The sequence below is a fragment of the Amycolatopsis sp. BJA-103 genome (assembly GCF_002849735.1).
Lineage (GTDB): Bacteria > Actinomycetota > Actinomycetes > Mycobacteriales > Pseudonocardiaceae > Amycolatopsis.
Window position 1 is genome coordinate 695553 of the sequence record NZ_CP017780.1, and the last position, 20515, is coordinate 716067.

Here is a 20515-nt window from a genome sequence, read left to right on the forward strand (position 1 = left end):
CATGGATCGAAGGTGGAAAGTGGCTCTGGTCATTGGCGCTTGTCTTGTCGGCGGTCTCGTTGCCAGTGTTGTGCTATGGGGAATCCAGCAGGATAAAAAGGCGGATTGGTTCTCGGCGTGGGCTTCAGGAGGTAGCGCTGTGGTCTCGGCCGTGGCGCTTGGAATCGCCAGCGTTGCCGCTTGGGCGACAATCGCAACCAATCGTAACCAATCAGAACAGCTTAAGCGATTGGAAGATTCCAGCTTAAGTGAGCAGGCATCAAAAGTTGCGTTATGGATTTATCTTCATGAAGGTCCGGGGGTAAAAGGATGGCAGATTCGCTACCACAATGCTGGCTCCCTCCCTGTTTATGGTGTAACTATTACTTATATCTACGGTAAGTATGTAGACAACCGAGTATCCTTCCTTCGTTATGCAACGCTTGAACCTACGAACGAGCCGGTGAATCTTCCCGGGGCGTCGAGGCATCTGCTGGACTTCGCGCAAATGATAGCGGATGAGAGTGATCTGAAGCCCTTGTCTACGGGAGAAGATGAGGTTAAAGCGTTTAAGAGGGAACTTTTTCAAGAAGGATTGATCAAGGTTCAGCTCGAATTTTCCGATGGTAGCTCAATCTGGCGGCGAATCCCGAGCGGTCAGCTTATTCTGATAAAGCGACACTCTTCCGACCTCAACCACGGTAGGGGGTATGACATTCCTCGCTTCTAGTAGGCGCCGTCCAGAAGTGCACGAGTGCGGGTCTGTTGAAGGGCCAACGCTAGGGCGATCCAGTTCGAGAATGTGCAGCAGATGCTGGGCATCCCGAACCTGCGTTGGCCGCTACACGCCGCCCAATTCTTAGAGGTCGAGGATGCCCAGTTCGACGTGATAGAGGCGCTCTACGATCTGGCCGCGCGGCCGAGGTCTCGCTCGTTTCACAGCCACCTGCGGAGGCCGGAGATCGATGACGTGACCTAGCCAGTTCAGCAGTTCCTGCTTGGCCTCTGCGGTCACGCCGGTATCTTTTCGCTTCCACTCAGAGGCTCCGCGCGTGTCTCGCTACCGGGCCACTCGGCCACTCGGCGACGTCGGCATCGTCGCCTCCCGCCTGCGCGATCTGCCGCCGGTGATCCAGCCCGCATCAGTGCGGCTTCGCGCTGGTCCGGCGGCCGTATGAGCCCCGCCCGCATAGCCGCGACGTCCCGCAGGACACCACGCATCCTCGCTGCGCTCGCCGATACCGACGTTGTCGCGCAAGCCGCGCCATCGTGATAGCGACTTCGGCGAGCCATCCGCTGTGTACTGAGACTCGGCAGGCGCCGAGCCAACCAAAACGACAGATGTCGTGTTCAGCTGCTGCGAAGATCGGCGTTTGTCGGCTGTGCGGCGCCACTCGCGAAGCTCAGAATCAGGGACGGGTCGACCTCGAGCAGGAAGGAACGCGTGAGTGACAGACGTGGACACGACAGAGATCCATCAACGGGTTACGGCACACCTGACAGCGCTTCACGAGCCCGCCTTCGGCCAGCCGCACGCGATCCGCGAGCCGCACGTGACTCCGGACGGTTCGCGCACAGTGGTAACCGGTGCGGTGTTCGACGAGCTGGAGGGCGTGCCCAGGACCGCGATCTACACCGCGGACGGCGGTGAATTCCAGCCTGTCACCGGTGGCCCGGGCTCGTCGCGGGGTGCGCGGTTCTCGCCGGACGGCACCACGCTCGCCTTCCTGTCCGATCGGCACGAGACCGGTGTGTTCCAGCTTTACCTGCTCGATCACGACCGATTCGGGGAGGCGCGGCCCGCACCGGAGCTTCCTGGTCACGTCGAGTACGCCCATTGGTCCCCCGACGGCGGCAAGGTGCTGCTCGGGGTGGCGGGGTTCGGGGCGGACCTCTCCGGCGGACAGGGCTCGGGCACGGCCTCGAAACCGGACCGGGAGCGCCCCTCCTGGTTCCCCGAGGTCGACGACGGAACTTACGGCACCGGGTGGCGGAGCTTGTGGGTCCACACCGTCGCGACCGGCGAGTCGACTCAGGTGTCCCCGGCCGGTATGAACTGCTGGGAAGCCGGGTGGTGTGGTCCCGGCCGGATCGTGGCGATCGCGTCCGACGCACCCGGCGAGGACGCGTGGTACACCGCGCACCTGAGTCTGATCGACCTCGACGGCGGCGTCCGCGAGCTGCTCGGCAGCGATGTCCAGCTGGGGTTGCCGACCGGTTCCCCGGACGGCAGGTGGGTGACCGCGGTCGAAGCGGTCTGCAGCGACCGGTTGCTGGTCGCGGGTGATGTGGTGCTCATTGACGCGGCCACCGGTGCTGCGCGGCGGATCGACACTCGCGGCACGGACGTCACGCAGCTGGAGTGGATCGGTAGCGGACGCCTGGGCTACATCGGGCTGCGGCGACTCGACTCGGTCGCCGGGATCATCAGCGTGCCCGGCGGCGAGGTCGAGGAGGTGTTGTCGACACGGCTGGCGTGCTCCGGCGGAGGTTTCCTCCCGCAAGGGGCGTTCACCGCGGACGGCCGTGTGCTGACCGTGCAGGACTCCTACGAACTCGCGCCACGACTGGTGCTGGGCGACGGGCGGCCGCTCGCCACGGTGGCGCACGCGGGAACCGAGTTCCTTCGTTCGGTGGCCGGGTCGGCCGAGGTCGTCACCTGGACGGCGCCGGACGGCCTGGACATCGACGGCATCCTGTGCCGCCCGGACGGGCAGGGCCCGTTCCCGCTGGTCGTCAGCATCCACGGCGGCCCGATCTGGGCGTACCAGAACTCGTGGTCCATGCGGTATCCCTGGGTCCCGTTGCTGGTGGAGCAGGGTTACGCCGTGTTGAGCCCGAACCCCAGGGGCAGTTGCGGGCGCGGACAGCAGTTCGCCGGGCAGGTGGTCGGCGACATGGGTGGCGCCGACACCTACGACTACCTCGCCGGAATCGACGCGCTGGTCGAGCGCGGGGTCGTCGACGGCTCCCGAGTCGGCCTGATCGGCGGCAGCTACGGCGGGTTCATGTCGTCGTGGCTGGTCACCCAGGACTCGCGGTTCGCCGCTGCGGTGCCCGTCTCGCCGGTGACGAACTGGTACAGCCAGAGCTTCACCAGCAACATCGCCGCGTGGGGCACCCGCTTCCTCGGCGCGGATCCCGAGCAGCCGGGCACCCTCGCCCACCTGCGCAGCCCGGTGCTGCAGGCGAGCAAGGTGCGGACGCCGTGCCTGAACGTCGCAGGCGCGCGGGACAAGTGCACACCACCCGGCCAGGCTCGTGAGTTCCACCAGGCCCTGCTCGCCCACGGCGTGCCATCGGCGCTGGTGATCTACCCGGAGGAAGGGCACGGTATCCGGGCTTTCCCCGCCCAGACGGACTTCCTCGCCCGTGTGCTGCAGTGGTTCGGGCGCCACATGCCGGCTTGCTGAAGCACCGGGAGGACGAGGACGATGAGCTCACAACTCAGTGCGGACGTCGTGGTGGTCGGCGCGGGCGTGATCGGATCGGCGATCGCGCTCGAACTGGCGAAGGCGGGACGCCAGGTCGTGGTGGTGGACCGCGCGAGTGGCGCCGGACAGGGCTCGACGAGCGCGTCGAGTGCCGTGGTGCGGTACAACTTCTCCACTCTCGCCGGTGTGGCCACCGCCTGGGAGTCGCACTTCTGCTGGTCGGCGTGGAGCGAGCACCTCGGCCATGACGTCGGCGACCTGGCCCGGTTCGAGCGCAGCGGGCTGGTCATGCTGGACGTCGCCGCCGCGCCGCGCGACAGCTGGCTGCCGCTGTTCGACGAAGTCGGCGTGCCCTACCAGGAATGGGACAGCGCGACCCTTCTCGACTGCGTGCCCGGCATCGACGCAGGCCGGTTCTGGCCGCCCCGGCGCATCGACGACGACGCCTTCTGGGCCGACACCACCGACACGCTCGGCGCCGTCTACACCCCCGACGCCGGGTACGTCACCGACCCCCAGCTCGCCGCGCAGAACCTCGCGGCGGCGGCCACGCGGGAAGGCGCGCGGTTCCGGTTCCGCGCCACGGTGTGCGCAGTGGAATCACGCCACGGGCGGGCAAGCGCCGTCGGGCTCGCGGACGGCACGAAGATCGCCGCACCGGTGGTCGTCAACGCCGCGGGACCGTGGTCGGGCAAGCTCAACCGGCTGGCGGGAGTCGGGGCAGACTTCACCATCGGCGTTCGGCCGCTGCGGCAGGAAGTCGCCCACGTGCTCGCGCCGGAGGGATATCACCCGCCCGGAGGGGTGGGGCCGGCTGTGGCAGACATGGACCTGGGGGTCTACGTCCGCGGTGAGGTCGGCGGTGGCCTGCTCGTGGGTGGCACCGAGCCGGCGTGCGACCCGCTGCACTGGCTCGACGACCCCGACGACGCCGAGCCGAACCCGACCATGGCCGTGTTCGAAGCCCAGGTCACGCGGGCGGCACGACGGCTGACCGGGCTGCGGGTACCGAACCGGGCGCGCGGGATCGTCGGCGTGTACGACGCCGCCGACGACTGGACGCCGATCTACGACCGCACCGAGCTGCCCGGGTTCTACGTCGCGATGGGCACCAGCGGCAACCAGTTCAAGAACGCCCCCGTCGTCGGCAGGCTGATGGCCACGCTGATCGACCGCGTCGAGTCGGGCGCCGACCACGACACCCGCCCGGCCCGCTACCGGGGCGCCCACACCGGCCTGGAGATCGACCTCGGGGCGTTCTCCCGCAGGCGCGAGCGCAACTCGGGCAGCTCCGGCACGGTGATGGGCTGACCGCTCCGGTTGGGGACGGCTACCGTGGACGGCATCCGCCGAGGGAAGGGACGGGTGTGCCCGACCGCGACCTCCAGTCCATCGTGGACGAACTCGCCGAGCGCCTGCGGCGGTCGGTCGCGATCGACGACCCGGCCCTGCGCCTGCTCGCCGCCAGCCGCCACTTCGGCGACGAGGACACCCTCCGCGTCAGCTCGGTGATGAACCGATCCGTGCGGCCGGAGATCGTCGACGACATCCTTGCCCATGGCATCAGCCGCTGGGTCGCGCCCGGCTTCGTCGACGTCGAGGGCGCGATGCCGAGGCTGTGCGCGCCGGTGCGCTGCAACGGCATGCTGCTCGGCTACCTGTGGCTGATCGACAAGGACGGCGCGTTCACCGGCCGCGAGGTGGCGGCAGCAGGCGAGGCAGCAGCCTCCGCCGGGGTGGTGCTCCTGCGCCGGTTGCTGCTGCACGAACGGTCGAAGGCACGTCAGGAAGGTATCCTGCGCGAACTCGTCTCCGCCGACCCGGCGGTGCGTGCGCAAGCGATCGAAGACCTGCACGCCGAGCAGCTTTTCGGCGACGAGTGCGGCCACTTCACCGTGCTCACCGTGCAGTGCCCGGCTTCGCAGGCTTCCGCGACACCGCGAGAGGTCGCGTTCGACGCAGCAGTCGAGGACGGGCTGCGGGCCGTCGCCGACGACGTAGCCCTGATGGCGACGAACCGCTGGCGCGCGTGGATCCTGCTCGTTCAGCGGGTTCCGCCGTCGCGGGCCCTCGTCGACGCGGTCGCCGAGCGGATCACGGGCCGCTTCCGGCTGCTCGGCGATGAGCAGGCGCGGCTGGTGTTCGGGCTCGGCGGTTCCGTGACGGTCCTCGGCGACGTCGTCACGTCCTACCAGCAGGCGTTGCTGGCCGCTCGCGCGGCCCTGCTGCTGCCTGGTTTCGGGACGCTCGCCCGCTGGGGTGAACTGGGTCCTTACGAGCTGCTGCTGAAGCTCCCGCCCGAAGACCTCCTCAACGCGTCGCAGGTTCCGGCGCTCGCGGCGGTGGAGGCGGAGGACACGCACGACGTCCTGATCTCCACGCTGTCCGCCTTCTTCGACCACGGCGGCAACATCCAGCGCGCCGCCGACTCGCTGCACGTCCACCGCGCCACTCTGTACCAGCGCATCAAGCGGATCGAGCAGATCAGCGGGTGCAGCCTGGACTCCGGCGACGACCGGCTCATGCTGCACCTCGGGCTCAAGCTGCGGGTCATCGCCGCGGCCTACCGCGATCACCCGAACCGCTGATCTCATAACCGGTTTTGGCAACCTGCCGGTTTCACCGGTCGAGCGCACGTGTGGTCACCTCTCACCGATATTGATCATGAGTTCAAGCGTTCAGTGCGGTCATAACGGGCGAGCAATCGAGGTCCGTTCCCACGATCGCGGCTACCGTCTACCTCATCGAAGGCTTGCTGCGGAATGAATCCGACGTCCAGCCCGACACTGGGTAGCCTCCTGAACTGGGGATCCTCGGGTGCTCGCTGCAGCGGTTGTCGGCGTAGGCGTTGGGGCGGCGCGAGCCGCAGCACCCGTCCTGTTCAGTAGGCTGGGGTGCAGTAACGGGTGGTGGACTGGTCTTTCTGCACGCACGCGTAAGCCGTAACCCCGGACTCGTCGTTGACCATGTTCGAGAAGGCCGCCGTCCCAGATATGATCTCCGCACCGGCGAAGTGGCCCTGGCTGTTTTGCGCGAATCCGTGGTCGTTGACCAATCCATGAATCCGTGCCCAGGCCGCGCCGCACGCGCCGCTGTACCGCAACTCCACCGAGAGACTTGAAACCCCAGCGACGTAGATCGTGACCGCGTCCTGGTTACAGCCCGCAGTGATCGGGTTCTTGCCGTAGCACGCCGCCCCGTAGCAGCTCGCCCGCTCGGGCGCGGCACTCGCGGGCGTCGCGAACATCATCGACACCCCGGCCATGGTCAGCGCGACAACCGCAATTCTCTTACCCCGCATGATGATCCCTTCACAACGCTGCCGAACCCAATTTCGGCTACGAGAACGAAGCTGCCAGGCCCCGCGACCGCGAGGACAGCGATGGTCCACTGAGCGGGACCCGCTCCGCCCAGACGAGTGACAGTCGCGGACACTCACCTCGCCCGCAGCGTCCGAGATCACCGTTTTCGGCCGGGTGCCGGTGCGCACGTTCGTTGACTCACGATCCAGGTCGGCCTGATTCCTCTCGTGCCCGAGATGCTCGGCCATCTCCTCGTTGAGCGCAGTTTCCAGCACGTTTGGTGAACGGTTTCAGCAACCCGTCCAGGCCGGTCAGCACCAGCCCGCGAGCCTTGGCCTCGGCCACCATCGCCGCCGCGGCGGCCTGCTCCGGCGACAACTCCCGCGCCGGCTTGGACTCACGCTTGCGTGGACTCACAACCTCAGATGTCATCACTCACAATGCCCATCCCGCCGGACCTCAACCCAGCGTGTCGGGCCGAAAACACCGATCTTGGAACAGTCCCTGCCCATCCGACGGGGCACTGCGGCGGTTGGGCTCGGCTCCTGAGCGGGCTCTCCAGCGCCATGCAGGAGGGCGCTGAACTTCCCGGTCGGTAGTTCCATGGTCACAACACCGTGATGACCACGATGATGAACGCAATCGCGGCCACTCCGAGAATCAGCAACGTCTTCGAGAGAGGCCATCGCGGCTCGATGGGTGCGCCTGGGAGCTTGATGTCGGGTTGGGGTGGAGGATCGACTATCGGCTTGCTGGCTAGGACGACCTCCGGTTGCTCGTAGGCCTCGGGTTGCGTGTACGTCTTTGGTCGCCGGAGACGTTGCCATGTCGCGAAAAGGTGGTCGGCGTCTGTCGTCGGGCGTCCTGCGTTGTCGCACAGCGTCTCCAGCAGGTTCCGGACGTGGAATGGTTTGTTGTCCGGCAGGGTCTTCTTCTTGAGGTTCTCGCCTAGCTGTGTCCGTTGCCAGTAGTTCTTTCCGTCGCGGTCACGCATCTTGCGTGACAACTCCGCGACGGGGATCGGGCGAGGCGTCTCGCGTAGTCGCCGGATCGTGGCCATGAACTCGGCGTCATCGGTGATAGCGGCGATGTCGCGCGGGGGAGAGGACCAGTCAGGCAGCAGCACTGCGAGCTTGCCATGAATGTTGTTGAACCATGTCACGGTGTCGTCGTCATTGGTGAGGGCTCGGAGTGCGGACGCGTATTGGCTCCACGGCGCCACCCGGGATTCGGGGCGGAGCACGACCTTCATGGTGTCGATGTCGAGGTCGATCTCCGGCAGGCTGATCATCAGCGTCGCCAGATTCTTCTCGGTAACCGGACCTGTGTTGGGATAGCGCTCGTGGTAGAGAGCCTCGAACCGGTGGTAGATCTCTGTGGCCAAGCGGCGGGCATCCGGTCTCGTCATTGCTGCGCCCCGCGGAATGCCGCGAGTGCGGCTTCGAGCGCCCGACAAATCGCCGAGTGGGCCGTATGGCGACGCTCCGGGGACGCTAGTGCTGCGAGAGCAGCTGCGGCGCCAATAGCCGCCACCAACGACTGGCCTAAGACGAGAAGCACGATCACGAAGGCCGCCAACAAGAGAAACCACCATGGGTTGCGGTCGTCAGCGAACGTTCCACAGGTCCATCGCAGTCGAAGACGAATCTGATACAGCGAGATGAGCACGACACTCCTTGCGATAAAGGGGAAATTGGCGCTGACCGTCGATCTCGAAAGTGAAATCATTGGTGTGGGACGCGCCGGGATGTCCTCCATCATTGCCACAACCGCCACGGCAAGGGAAACCAAAGACACCCCCCTTCAGTGTGACCCGCACCACAGTAGCGGGCTCCTAAGTGCAGGCTTCGTGTCGAGAACCGGGGTGCGGCCGTGATGCCCCGGCGGGGCGAACGGCCGGCCTCCTGCGGGGCTCATTTTCGCTGGTGAGCGAATGTTTTCCGTGATCATGAGCACGCGTCGAGCCGGGGGCGAATGCACGGTAGGGGCATCCTTTGCCGCGGCGCGAAAACCTGCTCGGACCAGCGATTTCGCCTAGCAAGCCGAGTTGGCCGGAAAACTTGCCCCAGCCAGCGTTTCTGGGGCTTCCGGGCTATGGCGGAGCCCGGTCCTATGCCGCATCTGCACGGGCGGTTACCGTTTCTGCTGGTCTATGCCCCTAAGGGCGATTGCGCCGCGCGTAGTTACTTGTTGGGGCAGCATGATTCGCAAAGTCGTAAGCGGCGACGATGTGAAACCGCTGCTCAGAAGGGGTGCAGACGTCGCTGGTTGGTTCACGAACTCGCGCGGTCGACAACTGAGAAGGTTCCCGCCGATCATGGTTAAACACGGCTAGACCAGCGGTTATGTCTTCTTGATCTTGTCGCCCTCGCGCTGTCGGAACACGGCAGAACCGGATCGCGACTGCAAGGCCGGCCAGAAATCCATCTCCTGCCGTGACAAACTGCTGCTCAGAGCGGGTGTGGGGATCGTTAAGCACTTCGACGTGGAGGCAGCCTCGCACGACGGCGTTGGCGGTTGCCCGTCGTCAAAGGCGTGAAGACCAGCGATTATGCGGTTGTCCTCCCGGCACCCTGGCGTGCCAACGGCAGGCTGTCCCACGGACGTGGCATCCCCCCATCGACCAATAAGCGGGCGCCCGGCGGCGAGAAACCGCTGATCAGAAGAGGTTCAAGCTGGATCTGGGCCCAGCTCGCCTGACCGGGGTCCCACAGCGGCGCCATCAAGCGATCACGACCAAACCAGCCGCGACCAGCAGTTTTGCTTCCCTGGGTCTCAAATGGTCGAGCGGCGGTCGCTGTACCTGAATCGTTGTCATGCTCGTAGGGGCCGGTTCCTGCCACCCTGGTGAAGAAGAAACTGCTGATCAGGCGCGGTACTGACCTCGAAATGACGCCCGGCTTCATCGTCACCGGTCTGATCTTCCGGCATGCCCGCAACGGGGTTCGGGAGCCCGCTCTTGTGCAGGTCAACCCCTATCTGAGGAGAGGTTGAAGGGCTGCCCACGCAAGATCGTCAGCGCGCGAAATGTCCGCGCAAGCTACGGAGAACGGCTGCTGACGGCGAACGCGCAGTATCTAGGTCCACTGCCGCCCTCGCCTTGCATGACGTTCTCGGTGCTCAGGGCATCTCACGCGCCAACGAACAACGCCGCTTCGCCTACCTCCGCTGGTGTCGGCCCCGGCTGGTTGTCACTGCACGAGCCAACTGCGACTACTCGCGAGTCGTGAATCGGGTTCATGGCCAATGACGGCGATGACTGCCGATGCCGCTTGTCATCATGGGCCGACCTGAACAAACAATTTCTCGTCGAGCGGGTTAAGTTCAGGATCTCTACTCAGATCAGGCAAGCGGTCATTCTCCTGCCATCTATGCAGCGACCACCTGCCTGCCGATGCCCTCTCGAATCACCGCTTGTTGCGGCGATCGTTGACGGTGACGCATCGCGGTGCCGTGGCGCAGTCGTCAGCACGGCAGAGACCGATCGTCTCCAGGTTGGTGTCGATCGCCACGTCCGGGCGAAGGCGGCCGGGATCCAACTCGATCGTCACTGTCGTGCCGCAGCACCGGGGCCCGGTGAAGGACTCGGGTTGGCCGATCGGGCGCAGACCTGCCAGTTCCTGACGTAGGCCGCGCCCGTCCTGCCACACCTTCACGGTGGTCCGACGGCTCAACGCCGCGGCGGCCGCTAGCATCCATCGGTCCGGGCCCAGCAGCGAGCCGAAATAGCCACTGTCCGGCACGCGGCAGCCCTCGGCGGCGCAGAATTGGTCGTCAGTGATCGAGAAGAAGAGGTCACCGAGGATCTCGACGTCCACCACAGGTGTGTGCAGGGCAGCCAGGTGCCGTGTGGGGTGGATGGCGTGGTCGACGCCGACGCGGACGACGTTGGTCGGCAGCCGCGGGTCGTCGAGGGAGACACCGAAGAACATCCCCGGCCAGTGGCGAACGGACTCGTCGAACTCGAGGACCTCGATGTCGGCAGTACTGTATTCGCCTTCTGTCACAGCACAATGCTACGGCGCAGGGCCGAGCGTCCCGCGGCGGTGATCAGTCTGCTACGTCGCGTTGGCGACGGCCTACAAGGGCCGGCGCGAGATCCTCGGACTGTATGCCGGCGACCGCGCCAAGTGCTGGTTGCACGTACTGACCGAGTTTAAGGACCGCGGCGTCGCCGACGTCCTCATGGTCATGTGTGATGGTCTTACCGGCCTGCCGGATGCGATCACTGCGGTCTGGTCTAAGACGATCACCCAGACTTGCATCGTGCACTTGCTGCGAAAACTCCCGCTACGCGAGCCGTCATCTCTAGGATGCCATTGCCAAAGCTCTCAAGCCGGTTTATACGGCGGCTGCCGTGCGGGAGCGGTTCCGCCGAGCTTGCCGAAATCTGTGGGAGCTTAGTATCCGCGCCTAACCTTCGAATCGGAGATCCGGCGGGTGATCTAGGTCGGGCGGCCCTGCTGTTCGAGGCCGCCTCGCCGAGAGTGAGCAGGGTCTAGGCCCCGGGCAAACCACAACCAGGACCATCCGCTCGAACCTCACCAAGGCGCGAGCGACCTGAAGCTGCCACCGTGCGGTCGATACGGAACCGGCCAACGGTGGCGCTGACCATCCGCACATCGGCATGAGCGTGTCTAGAACCAGGGCTGCCGACGTTCCGGCTATCTGATCGGATAGTTCGCTGTCGGTTCCCACACGCCGGTACCGGAGATCGTTCTGGCGTACCCCAGGGAACGCGCACCGAGGATGGCGAGACCAGTCGTAGGGCTTTGCTTGTGAGTCACCCGGTGAGCATGAGAGCGAGCCATCTGCCGGCGGCCGCTGCGAGCGCGCCGAAGATGAATCCCAGCCACAGCGGGTAGGTGTGGTCGTCGATGACGAGTTCGCGCACCAAGGCGATGAACAGGCCGAGCACGATGATGTTCACGTCCGTGTCCACGGGCTTAGGCAGATCAACGACCGCAGTGCCGTTGCGCAGAAACATGATCTCATCGGTCACCGTCGAGACCTGCACCACTACCGGGGTGCCTGGCTCGGTGTCGATCGCCTGTTGGTCGTTGCCGAACTACACGACACTCAAATCCGCGACCCATCAGTAAACGCTCGCATGGTTCATCAAAGGCGCGTAGGCTAAATCCGGTAGCGGCCGCGTGCGTGAAGATCTCTGCTCGCCTGCTCGTCCGCTCGTCCGTCATAGCTCGGGTCGAACTTTTGCGGGGTGATTTGAATCATGGCTGCCCTTGGACGAGAATTTGGCTTTCTGCAAGTTTATCCTGATGATCCGGAACAGCGGCGCGCCGATCGGGCGATCGTACTCCTACTGCATGGACTTGGCGGCAATATCTTCGACTGGCGTTACCCGCAGTGGAGAGGGCTCCACTACGAGCACCAGACGCCTCGCGACCGTCACGACGAAAACAATCTGATGCCGCCTGTGTCGTTGCCGTTTTCCGATCTATCGACAGCGAACATGCGCCGTGATATCCGCTGCTGGGCAGGGGTCTTGCGCGGGCTGGGGCATACGGTCATCAATTACAGCCAGGACGGCAATCAGGACGTTGTGGAGGTGCCGCTGGCGCAACTCGAAGACAAGATCTTGCCCTATCTTCGGCAGAATGTGCTACAGGGCACGCTGGCCGGTAAACGTATTGTGGTGATCGGACACAGCCGCGGCGGAATCCTAATCCGGCGCTACATCGCCGACCATTTGATTGATGCGGTCGATTGGATCGACACAGTCATCACGCTTGCTTCCCCACACGGGGCGACCAACGCGCCGCTGGCCAAAAGCAGGCTGGGCGATTTCATCAACTCGCTCGTGCTTCCTGGTTTACCACTCGGCATTCCGAGTCCGCAGTCGCTCATCAGACTGGTAAGCGATCGCGTCTTCAGTTGGTACGCCGTGACGCCGGGCGCCGAACAGCTGCTGCCCGGTGATCCAGTGTTCGCCACCCTGTCGATGCCAGCCGACACCCCTGCAATCCAATTCTATTCGTTTGGCGGTTCATCGGTTCGCTTCTCAGGTCTCTATTATTGGCGCTATGACAGCGCAAGCTACCTTCCCGGCGAGGTGTTGGACCCGCGGTTCGATTGGACCGAGTATGCTACGGAGATTCCCGTTGTGTCCCCGCTGCTTGACTCGATGCCGGACGGCTTGCTTTTCGAGGAGCAGATCGAGGGTCAGGGTGACGCCTGCGTGACGGTGACCAGCTCGCAGCTCGCTGGGGCCGTCAATGAGACTCTGAGCTTCAATCATGCCGAGGCACTTTGGAACGAGACGCTATTTGCCCGGGTTGCCACACTCCTTGGCACACCCCTGCGCGATGCTGAAGTCCTTGGTTGTGGCCCCGGAATACTGGCGAACGCAACGACGCAACAGTTCCATGACCCACTGTACGAAAACACAAACTGTCAGCTTCGCGAGATACTTCAAGTCGAGTACTTCGATAATGCGAACGATGCACGTTTGGCCGGATACGACGGATGCTTCTGGTGCGGCCAGGGTAACGGCCCGCCGCACTGATCAAATCTCAGATAAATGCTCACGGCAAGCCATTTCTTCGATCAGGTTTCCGATCACGAAGGATACGGTACAGGGGACGCGACAACGCCATTGTGTTGGCGCCGCAGAGCTCGTCGAAGTTCAGATTCTGCTGGCCTTTTCGACTCGCTGCCCGGGTTTCCTGGTGAACCGTAGTGACTCCGCAGGAAACATCAAAGCGTGAGCACCGATCGTCAAAAGGTGGGTGAGTCGAACCCGCAGATTCCGTAGTCATCGCCCGGGCAGGTTGCAGGCCGATCCGCCCGTCGGCGTGAGAGCGCGTGACCGATAGTCGCCACCAGACAGGGAGTTAGCCGGATGGCCGCACGTCCGACTGTCCAACGCGGGGTTACCTCCAGGCAGCGCCATGCTACCAACTTCTCACCGGCGCTGTGGCGGATGTGCCATCGCTCGGTACCCCAGTGAAGTTGCCATCTGGCTGGCAACTCCAGGGATCGAGCATCGTTCGCGCGGCGACGCTTGAGCCGAAGCCATCCGGTGCGACGGTGAATGAGACGCCGCATCGTCGATGAGAGAGCGAAGCCTGCTTCAGGGAAGCAGTCGCCACGGGACGTGCCCCGTTACCATCCCGCGTTCACCGAAGCCCAGTTGAAGACGCTCGCTTCGGCACGCACACGCTCTCTCAAACGCCAGACCTGCGGCATGAGAGGGCACTCGGGCTTTCATGATCAGCCATAGTTGGGTTAGGGGCCTGTCCTGAGGTTGACATCAGCTTGATGGCTGACGGGTTCTTTTCTCGGCGGAGCCGAGCGATGGGTGTCATGGACACGTCCGAGGGCGGCCCGAGTGCTGTTTGGCGTACGCACCCAGGTCCAGGACGCCGCCTGGGCATATGAGGGACCAGATCGTGAGGACCATACGACCCGAGCGTTGAGCTAACTGGATCGCCCGGCTGGTTGATGTGTCCAGCCTCGGTGTGTTTGCCCTCTGACGCGCACGCGCACGGTCCCTCGATACGCGGCTTCGGGAATATTCGGATAATCGTGGCGGACAACGGCTCGGTAGATGTCTTCGGATACGACGAGTGTCAGGGGTGACGGGGAATGGCGGAGCTCGGCCTTGACCCTGGGGGCGTCGAGTAACCGAAAGGCGGTGTCGAGGGCTTCGCCGAAACATCCTTGGCGGTCGTAGTGAATCTCCCCGGCGTGCACGACCGCACGTAGTCGTGGGCATTGGCCGTGGCAGTCGACCAGGCGTGTTGCCAGAGTGGGCATGATCGTATCTAGCAGCCGGGTCTTGGGTACGTGTTCGGTCGGGTGCAGGAGAACGAGGACACCGTCACCGCGGTCGATGAACGGGTCTCGGTGGTGATCAGTGATTCCGCCCGCGTGGAGTGCGTGGTTGACCGAGTCGTACATGGCGCGGCGTAGGTGCGCCTTGGCCGGATTGGTGCGGGTCGTGGATTTCTCCATATCGACCGCCATGATGACGCGGTAGCACATGTTCTCGATATTCATGCGGTTCAGCGTGCGGCGGATACGCGGCGTCCGGTAAGAGAAGGGACACTGTTGGGAACATCGGCAGAACACGTCCGTTGAGGAGTGCCCGTGGCTGGTTCGAACGGCAGACCGAAGGCTGACCTGTCGCCCCAGGAACGCCTGTTCGCCACGGAGGTAGCCCGGGCACGCGCGGCCGCACGGGTCACCCAGCAATGGGTCGGCGACCAGATCGGGTTGTCCAGGAGCAAGGTCTCCGAGGTGTGCTGTGGCAGGTACCTGCCGCAGCGGGAGGCGGTCGTGCTGCTCAGCGAGGCGTTAGGGATGGACCGGGAGCGGACTCTGCGGCTCTGGCAGGACGCGTGGGAGGCGAACGGCCAGCGTCGGCAACGCGATCGGCTGAACCTGGAGGCCTCGGCGCCCACGGGTTGGGACCGGCTCCCGGTCCTGTCTGCGGAGGTGGTGTCGTTGCTGAGGGCACAGGTGCGTATGGCCGAGGAGCTGCCGTACCAGTTGCCGGGCGCGCGGCCGCCGTCGCTGTCGACGGTGTTCGTGCGGCAGGAGCTGGGCAGTGAGCCGGAGGACTTCAAACCCGCCAGGCAGACTCAGGTCACGACGCCGATGCCCGATGACCCGTACGTCGACAACCGGTTCGGCCGGGCTGACGCCGGTCCGGGAACGACTGGCAGACCGGCCGCACCGCGGCTGGCCGTGCGTGCGCCCTCCCGACCGGTCCGGGAGGCTCTGGACGCCAACGACCACGTGCTAGTCACCGCCGGGCCTGGCTACGGCAAATCCACGTTGATACAGCGCCTGGCCGCGGACATCGCTCAGACATGGGTCGGCCAGGACACGCCCGCGGAGACGGTGACCGAAGGTAACCCGCCGCTGTCCGAGGTAGTCGTGCCGGTACGGATCCCGGCCCGCGTACTCGCGAGCCGCACCGACCTGCCGCTGCCCGAGGCGCTGGCGGCCGCCCTCTCCACGGAGTACGGCCCAATGCTGACCACCTCCATCAACTCTGCGATGTTTGCCGAGCGCGTCGCGGGCTGCCGATGGCTGCTGCTCATCGACGCCCTGGATGAAATCGCCGACCCGGAGGTACGCGCCCGACTTATCCGCAGCCTGGCCGGGTGGGCGTCCGAATCACTCGGACAGCCCTACCGCCTGCTGGTGACCAGCCGGCCGCTGGAGAGCGGCGGGCTCGCACCGCTGCACCGTGATGCGGCCCGCTACGAGCTGCAGCCGTTCGACGCCGAGACCCTGAAGCGGTTCGCGAACCACTGGTTCGACGGCGACCAGGACGCCAGCGGCCGGTTTCTCGACCAGATCCGGCAGGCACACCTGGACGAGCTGGTCCGCGTGCCGCTACTGGCGACGATCGCCGCGATCATTTTCAAGCAGCACGGCGACCGGCCGCTGCCGGACAATCGCTACGGCCTCTACGAGGAGTACCTGAACTATCTGGCCTCGCCGCGTCGGCTTCCAGCCGAGACTGGCGAGTTCTCCCGGTTGGTTCGCGAGCTGAGGTCTCCTCTGCTGGAGCACTTGGGCGCCACCCGGTTCCACGCGGACGTGTCCCTGACCACCGCGGCGCAGGCGTGGCTGCTCGCCAACACCACCCCCGCACAGCGTCCGGCGGCCTGGCAAAACGACCTGGCCGCACTGCTTCGAAACGTCGGCCCACTGGTCGTTCGAGGTGACGACCTCCAGTTCCTGCACCACAGTTTCGCCGAGCACCTCGCCGCCACCGCCAGAGCCCGGCAACTACCAGTGCCCTTCGGCGCAGAGCACCCCGACTGGGCGCAGGCCATCCACACCGCACAGCACGGACGTTCTACCCAGCACGCCCGCATGACTCTCCTGCACTACACCCACCTGTGGGTGGACCAGGCCGACGCCCTGGTCTCCTGGCTGCACGACAACTCCTCGGGCTTCCAGCAGATCGCGGCCGAACTGCTGTCCCAGCACGTGCCCGTGACACCGGCGGTACTGGATGCGTTCCTCGACACCGCGGAAGCATGGGCCAGAACCTCCAGCAGCACGGAGATCTTTCGCCAGGCAACCCACGCCACCCACCATCCGCGCCTCGCCTCCTGGCTGCGAGACCTCATGCACGATCCCGAGACGACATGGAACTGCCGCATCGAGGCCGCCGTCGCACTCTGCACCCGGCTGAGCATCCACGTCCACGAGGCCAGTGACCTCCTGCGAACGGCCATGGACGACGTCGCGCTGGAGCTGCGTGACCGGCTGGCGGCCGCCGAAGGTCTGGCCAAAGCCGGCCGGCAACAGCGTGAGGTGGCGGTACGTGGCCTGCGAGCCGTGCTCGATGACCCGGGCAAGGCTCCATACATGCTGCGCGGCGCCGCCGTCGCGCTCGCAGACCTCGGCTCCGCCTGCCACGACGAGGCCGTTCGGATCCTGCGAGAAACACTCGCGGACCCAGGCGTCTTTACCCGACATCGGCTACATGCTGTGATCGGACTGGCTGAGATCGGTGCGGAGTTCCACCCCCACGCTGTTGCCACTTTCCGCGCAATCGCCGGTGACACTAGCCTCAACGCGTCCCTGCGTGTCGAAGCAGCCCTAGCACTCGGCGACCTGCGGTCTACCTACCTCGACCAGGCGGCCGGCCTCCTGACCGGCATGGTCAATGACCTCAGTCACCGCGTTTTCGAGCGCTGCCAATTTGCCGGCGCCTTGGCCGAACTCGGTCCCGAATACGCCGGGCAAGCAGCTGGCCAACTCCTCTCAATTCTGGACGAGCCTTTTCTTACACCGCAAGAACTGTGGCGCGTGGCCGAGCAGTTAGCGACAGCACACCCTGGTTATCGGGAACAATCAGCAGCACGTTTACGTCAGATCGTCTCGAGTCTTGGAGCCGACTCCAACCCGAAGCTGTGGGCGGCGAAAGCACTAGCCGAGCTGGGAGCGGAATACCACGCGGAGGCTTCTCGGGAGCTTGACCTCCTGTCCACGAACCCGACGGCGATGGCGTGGGAGCGAGTAGACGCCGCCGGCAAACTTGCGAATCTCGGTCCGCACTATCGTGACAAGGCTGTTGCCACGCTGCGTCAGAAGTTAGCCGACCAGGCGGTCGATGCGGACGAACGCCTGTCAGCGGCGGCCGAACTCGTGGCGCTCGGCACCGAATTCCATAATGAGGTGTCCGCTGTGCTGTACTTGATCGCTACAGATCCGGCTGAGGATGCGGGCGACCGGGTTTCTTCTGCCACGAAACTCGCAGGGCTCAGAACCACTTTTCGCGGTCAGGCCATCGAGATCATGCGGACGGTTCTCCGCGATCCGGGCGCCTCCACAGCTGCGCGGAGAGACACCGCCCAGCGGCTCGTCCAGCTGCGACCCACCTCTCGGGCCGAGAGCGCGGTCGCACTGTACGCGATTCTGCGCGACACCACTCGTGAATGGGTGCACCGCAACCTCGCCGCCCACAATCTCGCGGGGCTTGGTGGAGAACACGTCGGCGAGGCTGCCGCCGGCCTACGTGCGATGCTGGATCGTCCGCCAGCCAGCAGGTTCTCCTATCAACAGGTCGCGGCATCACTCGCGAGCTTCGGTACCAAAAGCAGAACTCAGGCCGCCGATTATCTGCGCACGATTCTGATGACATCGGATGCCACGTCTAAACGAAAGCAGGCAGCGGCTCTCGCGCTGACTGTGCTCGGTCAGGAAAACTGGGAGAACGCTGAGCAAGCTCTTTACGGGATGTTGTCGCATCCCGACGCGCTTCCTGACTTTCGCCAGGAAGCGGCAGACGTCCTTATCCGGCATCGTTCGCGACATCTGCGTCATGCCTTGGCCGCATCGCGGGCCGTCCTCGCTGATCCAACAGCGGCCACCTGGACTCGGGAATCCGCAGCGAAAACGTTAGCACGCCAGGGCGAACAACATCTGAACGACGCCATCGACGGGCTGAGAACCGCTCTGGCCGAACATCTGACCTCTGTCGAGACTCGCGCCGAACTCGCCGGCACCCTCGCGGAAATGGGTAGAGAACACCGAGAAACTGCCGAAAGGAGCCTACGTGCCATGGTGGCAGTGCCAGGCGTCACCGCGCACGGACGGGTGGAAACGGCATGGCAACTGATGAAAATCGACGCCGCGTACCGCGAAGACGGCTTCGCTGTTCTCTCAGAGGTCCTCGCCGATCCCGCTGCTCCGACGAACGTCCGCTGTACCGCCGCGACATACCTGGTCCAACTCGACCAGAACCACGCCCAGTTAGTGATTCCGGTCCTGCAAACCATATTGACGTCCCCACTGACCAAGCCCTACGACCGACTTTTTGTCATTGACCGATTGGCTGATTTCGGTGTCCTCAACCGTGCGGCGCGGACGGAACTGGTGCTGGCAGTGGCACAGGACCGGACGGCGGACGGATCTGCCCGCAGCCGGGCCGCGTGGCGACTGAGAGGCGGCGACTACGCCCAGCGAACAACCTCACTCGAGATCGAGCGAGACCTCCTGAACGACCATCTCTTGCCCGTGTCGGAGCGAATCGCCGGGCGGTATGACTTCCAGGTCCACTACACCGACGCGGGCCTCCGCAACGAGAAGATCGCTGCGCTGCGTGCTGTCATCAACGAACCCGAGTTCGACATGGATGACCGGTTCGAGGCGCGAGTCCTACTGTCCGAGTTCGGCCCGGACTTCAAACAGGAAGCCGCCGACGCACTCAGGGACGTCGCCGAGGCTCCCGACTCTTCGGTCGCAACACTGGGCGGAGCACTCCGTGCACTTAGCCGCCTAGGCGGCAGCCATCGGGCGCGAGCGCTGACCCTAGCGGAACGCATCCTCTCGGATCCGGCGGAACACCCGCAGCGCCGCCTCAAAGCGGCGATGACCACCACCACCATCGGCGGTGCCGGTGGCGCTGGCAACGCCTTCCTGCTGGCGACGATGCGGGACCGAGCGGTGAGCCACCGGAACCGGGCTCGGGCCGCAAGGACTCTGGTCCGGGCCGCGAGGACTCTGGCGTGGCAGGGTTCCGACGAAGCGACGACCCAACTCCGCGACCTGGCTGGCGATCCCTTGGTGTCTCCGTACACCCGTCACCTAGCGGCGGTCACCGTGGCCAAGACGCGATCAGCCGAGCGAATCACCATGGCAGCCATCCTCGACAAACTCGCCGGTGCCACTACGACTCCGCCCGCGGCGAGGTGGCGGATCGCCGCCGCGCTCGCCGAACTCGGGGATCCGCGGGGAACGATGTACCTCCAGAAGATCATGATCGATACCGGCCTGCCCGTGTCGGCACGCATCGAGGCCGCCAACTCGCTAGTGGCAGTCCACCCCACGCACCTGACGGCGGTCGCCGACACACTCCGCGCCATCGCAAACACGCCGACCACAACCGCCGCCAAGCGCCTGCGCGCCCTAACCGTGCTCGGCTCGCTCACGAGAACACACTGCGACGAAGCCATCGCGGCGCTGCGACAGGTCGTACTGGACCGCACTAAGCCACCGACAATGCGCTGGCGCGCCGCTCACGCCATGACCTGCCTCCGCCGCGACACGGCAACCGAATGCGCGTTCGCGGTGCTCCAGGTCATCCGAAGCGCCGAGACCTCGACCCATATCAAGCGACGCGCGGCCCGAGTTCTGGCACGATGTTGTCCGGCTCACCGCGACGAGGCACGCCGCGTCCTCGCGCAAGACACGAAGTAACTCCTCATTACCAGCAATCTAAGATCAACTGGCGATACTGGAGCGACCGGAACGCGCCGAAACCCGTCCGAGACCGCCCCAACGAGGAGGAACGAGGGACCGCAGGCC

15 protein-coding genes and 2 pseudogenes are annotated in these 20515 nt (G+C 65.0%); 9 read left to right on the forward strand and 8 right to left on the reverse strand.

Annotated elements, in window-relative coordinates:
• Window positions 1–19 precede the first annotated feature (19 nt).
• From BKN51_RS42935 to BKN51_RS03230, 6 genes are all read left to right on the forward strand, one after another.
• A complete protein-coding gene (locus BKN51_RS42935) occupies window positions 20–709 on the forward strand; it encodes a hypothetical protein (protein ID WP_146044451.1) in 690 nt (229 codons plus the stop codon).
• A 72-nt stretch (window positions 710–781) separates the two neighbouring features.
• Window positions 782–958, forward strand: a complete 177-nt coding sequence (locus BKN51_RS42940) for a hypothetical protein (RefSeq protein WP_158306847.1) — start codon at window positions 782–784, stop codon at window positions 956–958.
• Window positions 959–1031: 73 nt separating this feature from the next.
• Window positions 1032–1157: a hypothetical protein gene (locus BKN51_RS44640; RefSeq protein WP_255414923.1), complete on the forward strand. Its 126-nt coding sequence runs from the start codon at window positions 1032–1034 to the stop codon at window positions 1155–1157.
• Window positions 1158–1427: 270 nt separating this feature from the next.
• Window positions 1428–3392: a S9 family peptidase gene (locus BKN51_RS03220; protein WP_199193139.1), complete on the forward strand. Its 1965-nt coding sequence runs from the start codon at window positions 1428–1430 to the stop codon at window positions 3390–3392.
• A gap of 21 nt (window positions 3393–3413) precedes the next feature.
• Entirely contained in the window at window positions 3414–4724 is a 1311-nt protein-coding gene (locus BKN51_RS03225; RefSeq protein WP_101606194.1) for an NAD(P)/FAD-dependent oxidoreductase, read from the forward strand.
• 56 nt (window positions 4725–4780) lie between these two features.
• A complete protein-coding gene (locus BKN51_RS03230; protein ID WP_101606195.1) occupies window positions 4781–6001 on the forward strand; it encodes a PucR family transcriptional regulator in 1221 nt (406 codons plus the stop codon).
• A gap of 293 nt (window positions 6002–6294) precedes the next feature.
• Here BKN51_RS03230 and BKN51_RS03235 read toward each other — a convergent pair whose 3' ends face one another.
• The 6 genes and pseudogenes from BKN51_RS03235 to BKN51_RS03250 all read right to left on the reverse strand — a co-directional run bounded on the left by BKN51_RS03235 (window position 6295) and on the right by BKN51_RS03250 (window position 10722).
• On the reverse strand, window positions 6295–6714 hold the full coding sequence (locus BKN51_RS03235; protein ID WP_101613022.1) for a DUF2690 domain-containing protein: 420 nt from the start codon (window positions 6712–6714) through the stop codon (window positions 6295–6297).
• Between the two features lie 129 nt (window positions 6715–6843).
• Window positions 6844–7147: pseudogene (locus BKN51_RS44870) on the reverse strand (transposase); the annotation flags it as partial.
• A gap of 175 nt (window positions 7148–7322) precedes the next feature.
• On the reverse strand, window positions 7323–8099 hold the full coding sequence (locus tag BKN51_RS03245; RefSeq protein ID WP_101606196.1) for a hypothetical protein: 777 nt from the start codon (window positions 8097–8099) through the stop codon (window positions 7323–7325).
• Between the two features lie 20 nt (window positions 8100–8119).
• Window positions 8120–8512 (reverse strand): hypothetical protein, encoded by a 393-nt coding sequence (locus BKN51_RS42945; protein ID WP_146044450.1) that lies wholly within the window; start codon window positions 8510–8512, stop codon window positions 8120–8122.
• Window positions 8513–9264: 752 nt separating this feature from the next.
• Window positions 9265–9627: a hypothetical protein gene (locus BKN51_RS42950; protein ID WP_146044449.1), complete on the reverse strand. Its 363-nt coding sequence runs from the start codon at window positions 9625–9627 to the stop codon at window positions 9265–9267.
• Between the two features lie 495 nt (window positions 9628–10122).
• Complete coding sequence (locus tag BKN51_RS03250) at window positions 10123–10722, reverse strand: hypothetical protein (RefSeq protein WP_101606197.1); 600 nt, start codon at window positions 10720–10722, stop codon at window positions 10123–10125.
• A 52-nt stretch (window positions 10723–10774) separates the two neighbouring features.
• On the opposite strand from BKN51_RS03250, the pseudogene BKN51_RS44875 reads away from it, so the two are divergent.
• Window positions 10775–11087: pseudogene (locus BKN51_RS44875) on the forward strand (transposase); the annotation flags it as partial.
• A 411-nt stretch (window positions 11088–11498) separates the two neighbouring features.
• Here BKN51_RS44875 and BKN51_RS03260 read toward each other — a convergent pair.
• Complete coding sequence (locus tag BKN51_RS03260; protein WP_146044448.1) at window positions 11499–11717, reverse strand: hypothetical protein; 219 nt, start codon at window positions 11715–11717, stop codon at window positions 11499–11501.
• A gap of 231 nt (window positions 11718–11948) precedes the next feature.
• Here BKN51_RS03260 and BKN51_RS03265 point away from each other — a divergent pair, with 231 nt between their 5' ends.
• A complete protein-coding gene (locus tag BKN51_RS03265; RefSeq protein ID WP_146044447.1) occupies window positions 11949–13241 on the forward strand; it encodes an esterase/lipase family protein in 1293 nt (430 codons plus the stop codon).
• Window positions 13242–14155: 914 nt separating this feature from the next.
• On the opposite strand, the gene BKN51_RS03270 is transcribed toward BKN51_RS03265, so the two are convergent.
• Window positions 14156–14737 (reverse strand): hypothetical protein, encoded by a 582-nt coding sequence (locus tag BKN51_RS03270; protein ID WP_101606201.1) that lies wholly within the window; start codon window positions 14735–14737, stop codon window positions 14156–14158.
• Window positions 14738–14827: 90 nt separating this feature from the next.
• Here BKN51_RS03270 and BKN51_RS03275 point away from each other — a divergent pair, with 90 nt between their 5' ends.
• Window positions 14828–20407, forward strand: a complete 5580-nt coding sequence (locus BKN51_RS03275) for an NACHT domain-containing protein (RefSeq protein ID WP_158255851.1) — start codon at window positions 14828–14830, stop codon at window positions 20405–20407.
• Window positions 20408–20515 lie beyond the last annotated feature (108 nt).

Bases quoted from the DNA above. Each gene is read 5' to 3' on its own strand.
- BKN51_RS03270 (WP_101606201.1), bottom strand. From the start codon at position 14,737: ATGAATATCGAGAACATGTGCTACCGCGTCATCATGGCGGTCGATATG.
- BKN51_RS03225 (WP_101606194.1), top strand. From the start codon at position 3,414: ATGAGCTCACAACTCAGTGCGGACGTCGTGGTGGTCGGCGCGGGCGTG.
- BKN51_RS03265 (WP_146044447.1), top strand. From the start codon at position 11,949: ATGGCTGCCCTTGGACGAGAATTTGGCTTTCTGCAAGTTTATCCTGAT.
- BKN51_RS03235 (WP_101613022.1), bottom strand. From the start codon at position 6,714: ATGCGGGGTAAGAGAATTGCGGTTGTCGCGCTGACCATGGCCGGGGTG.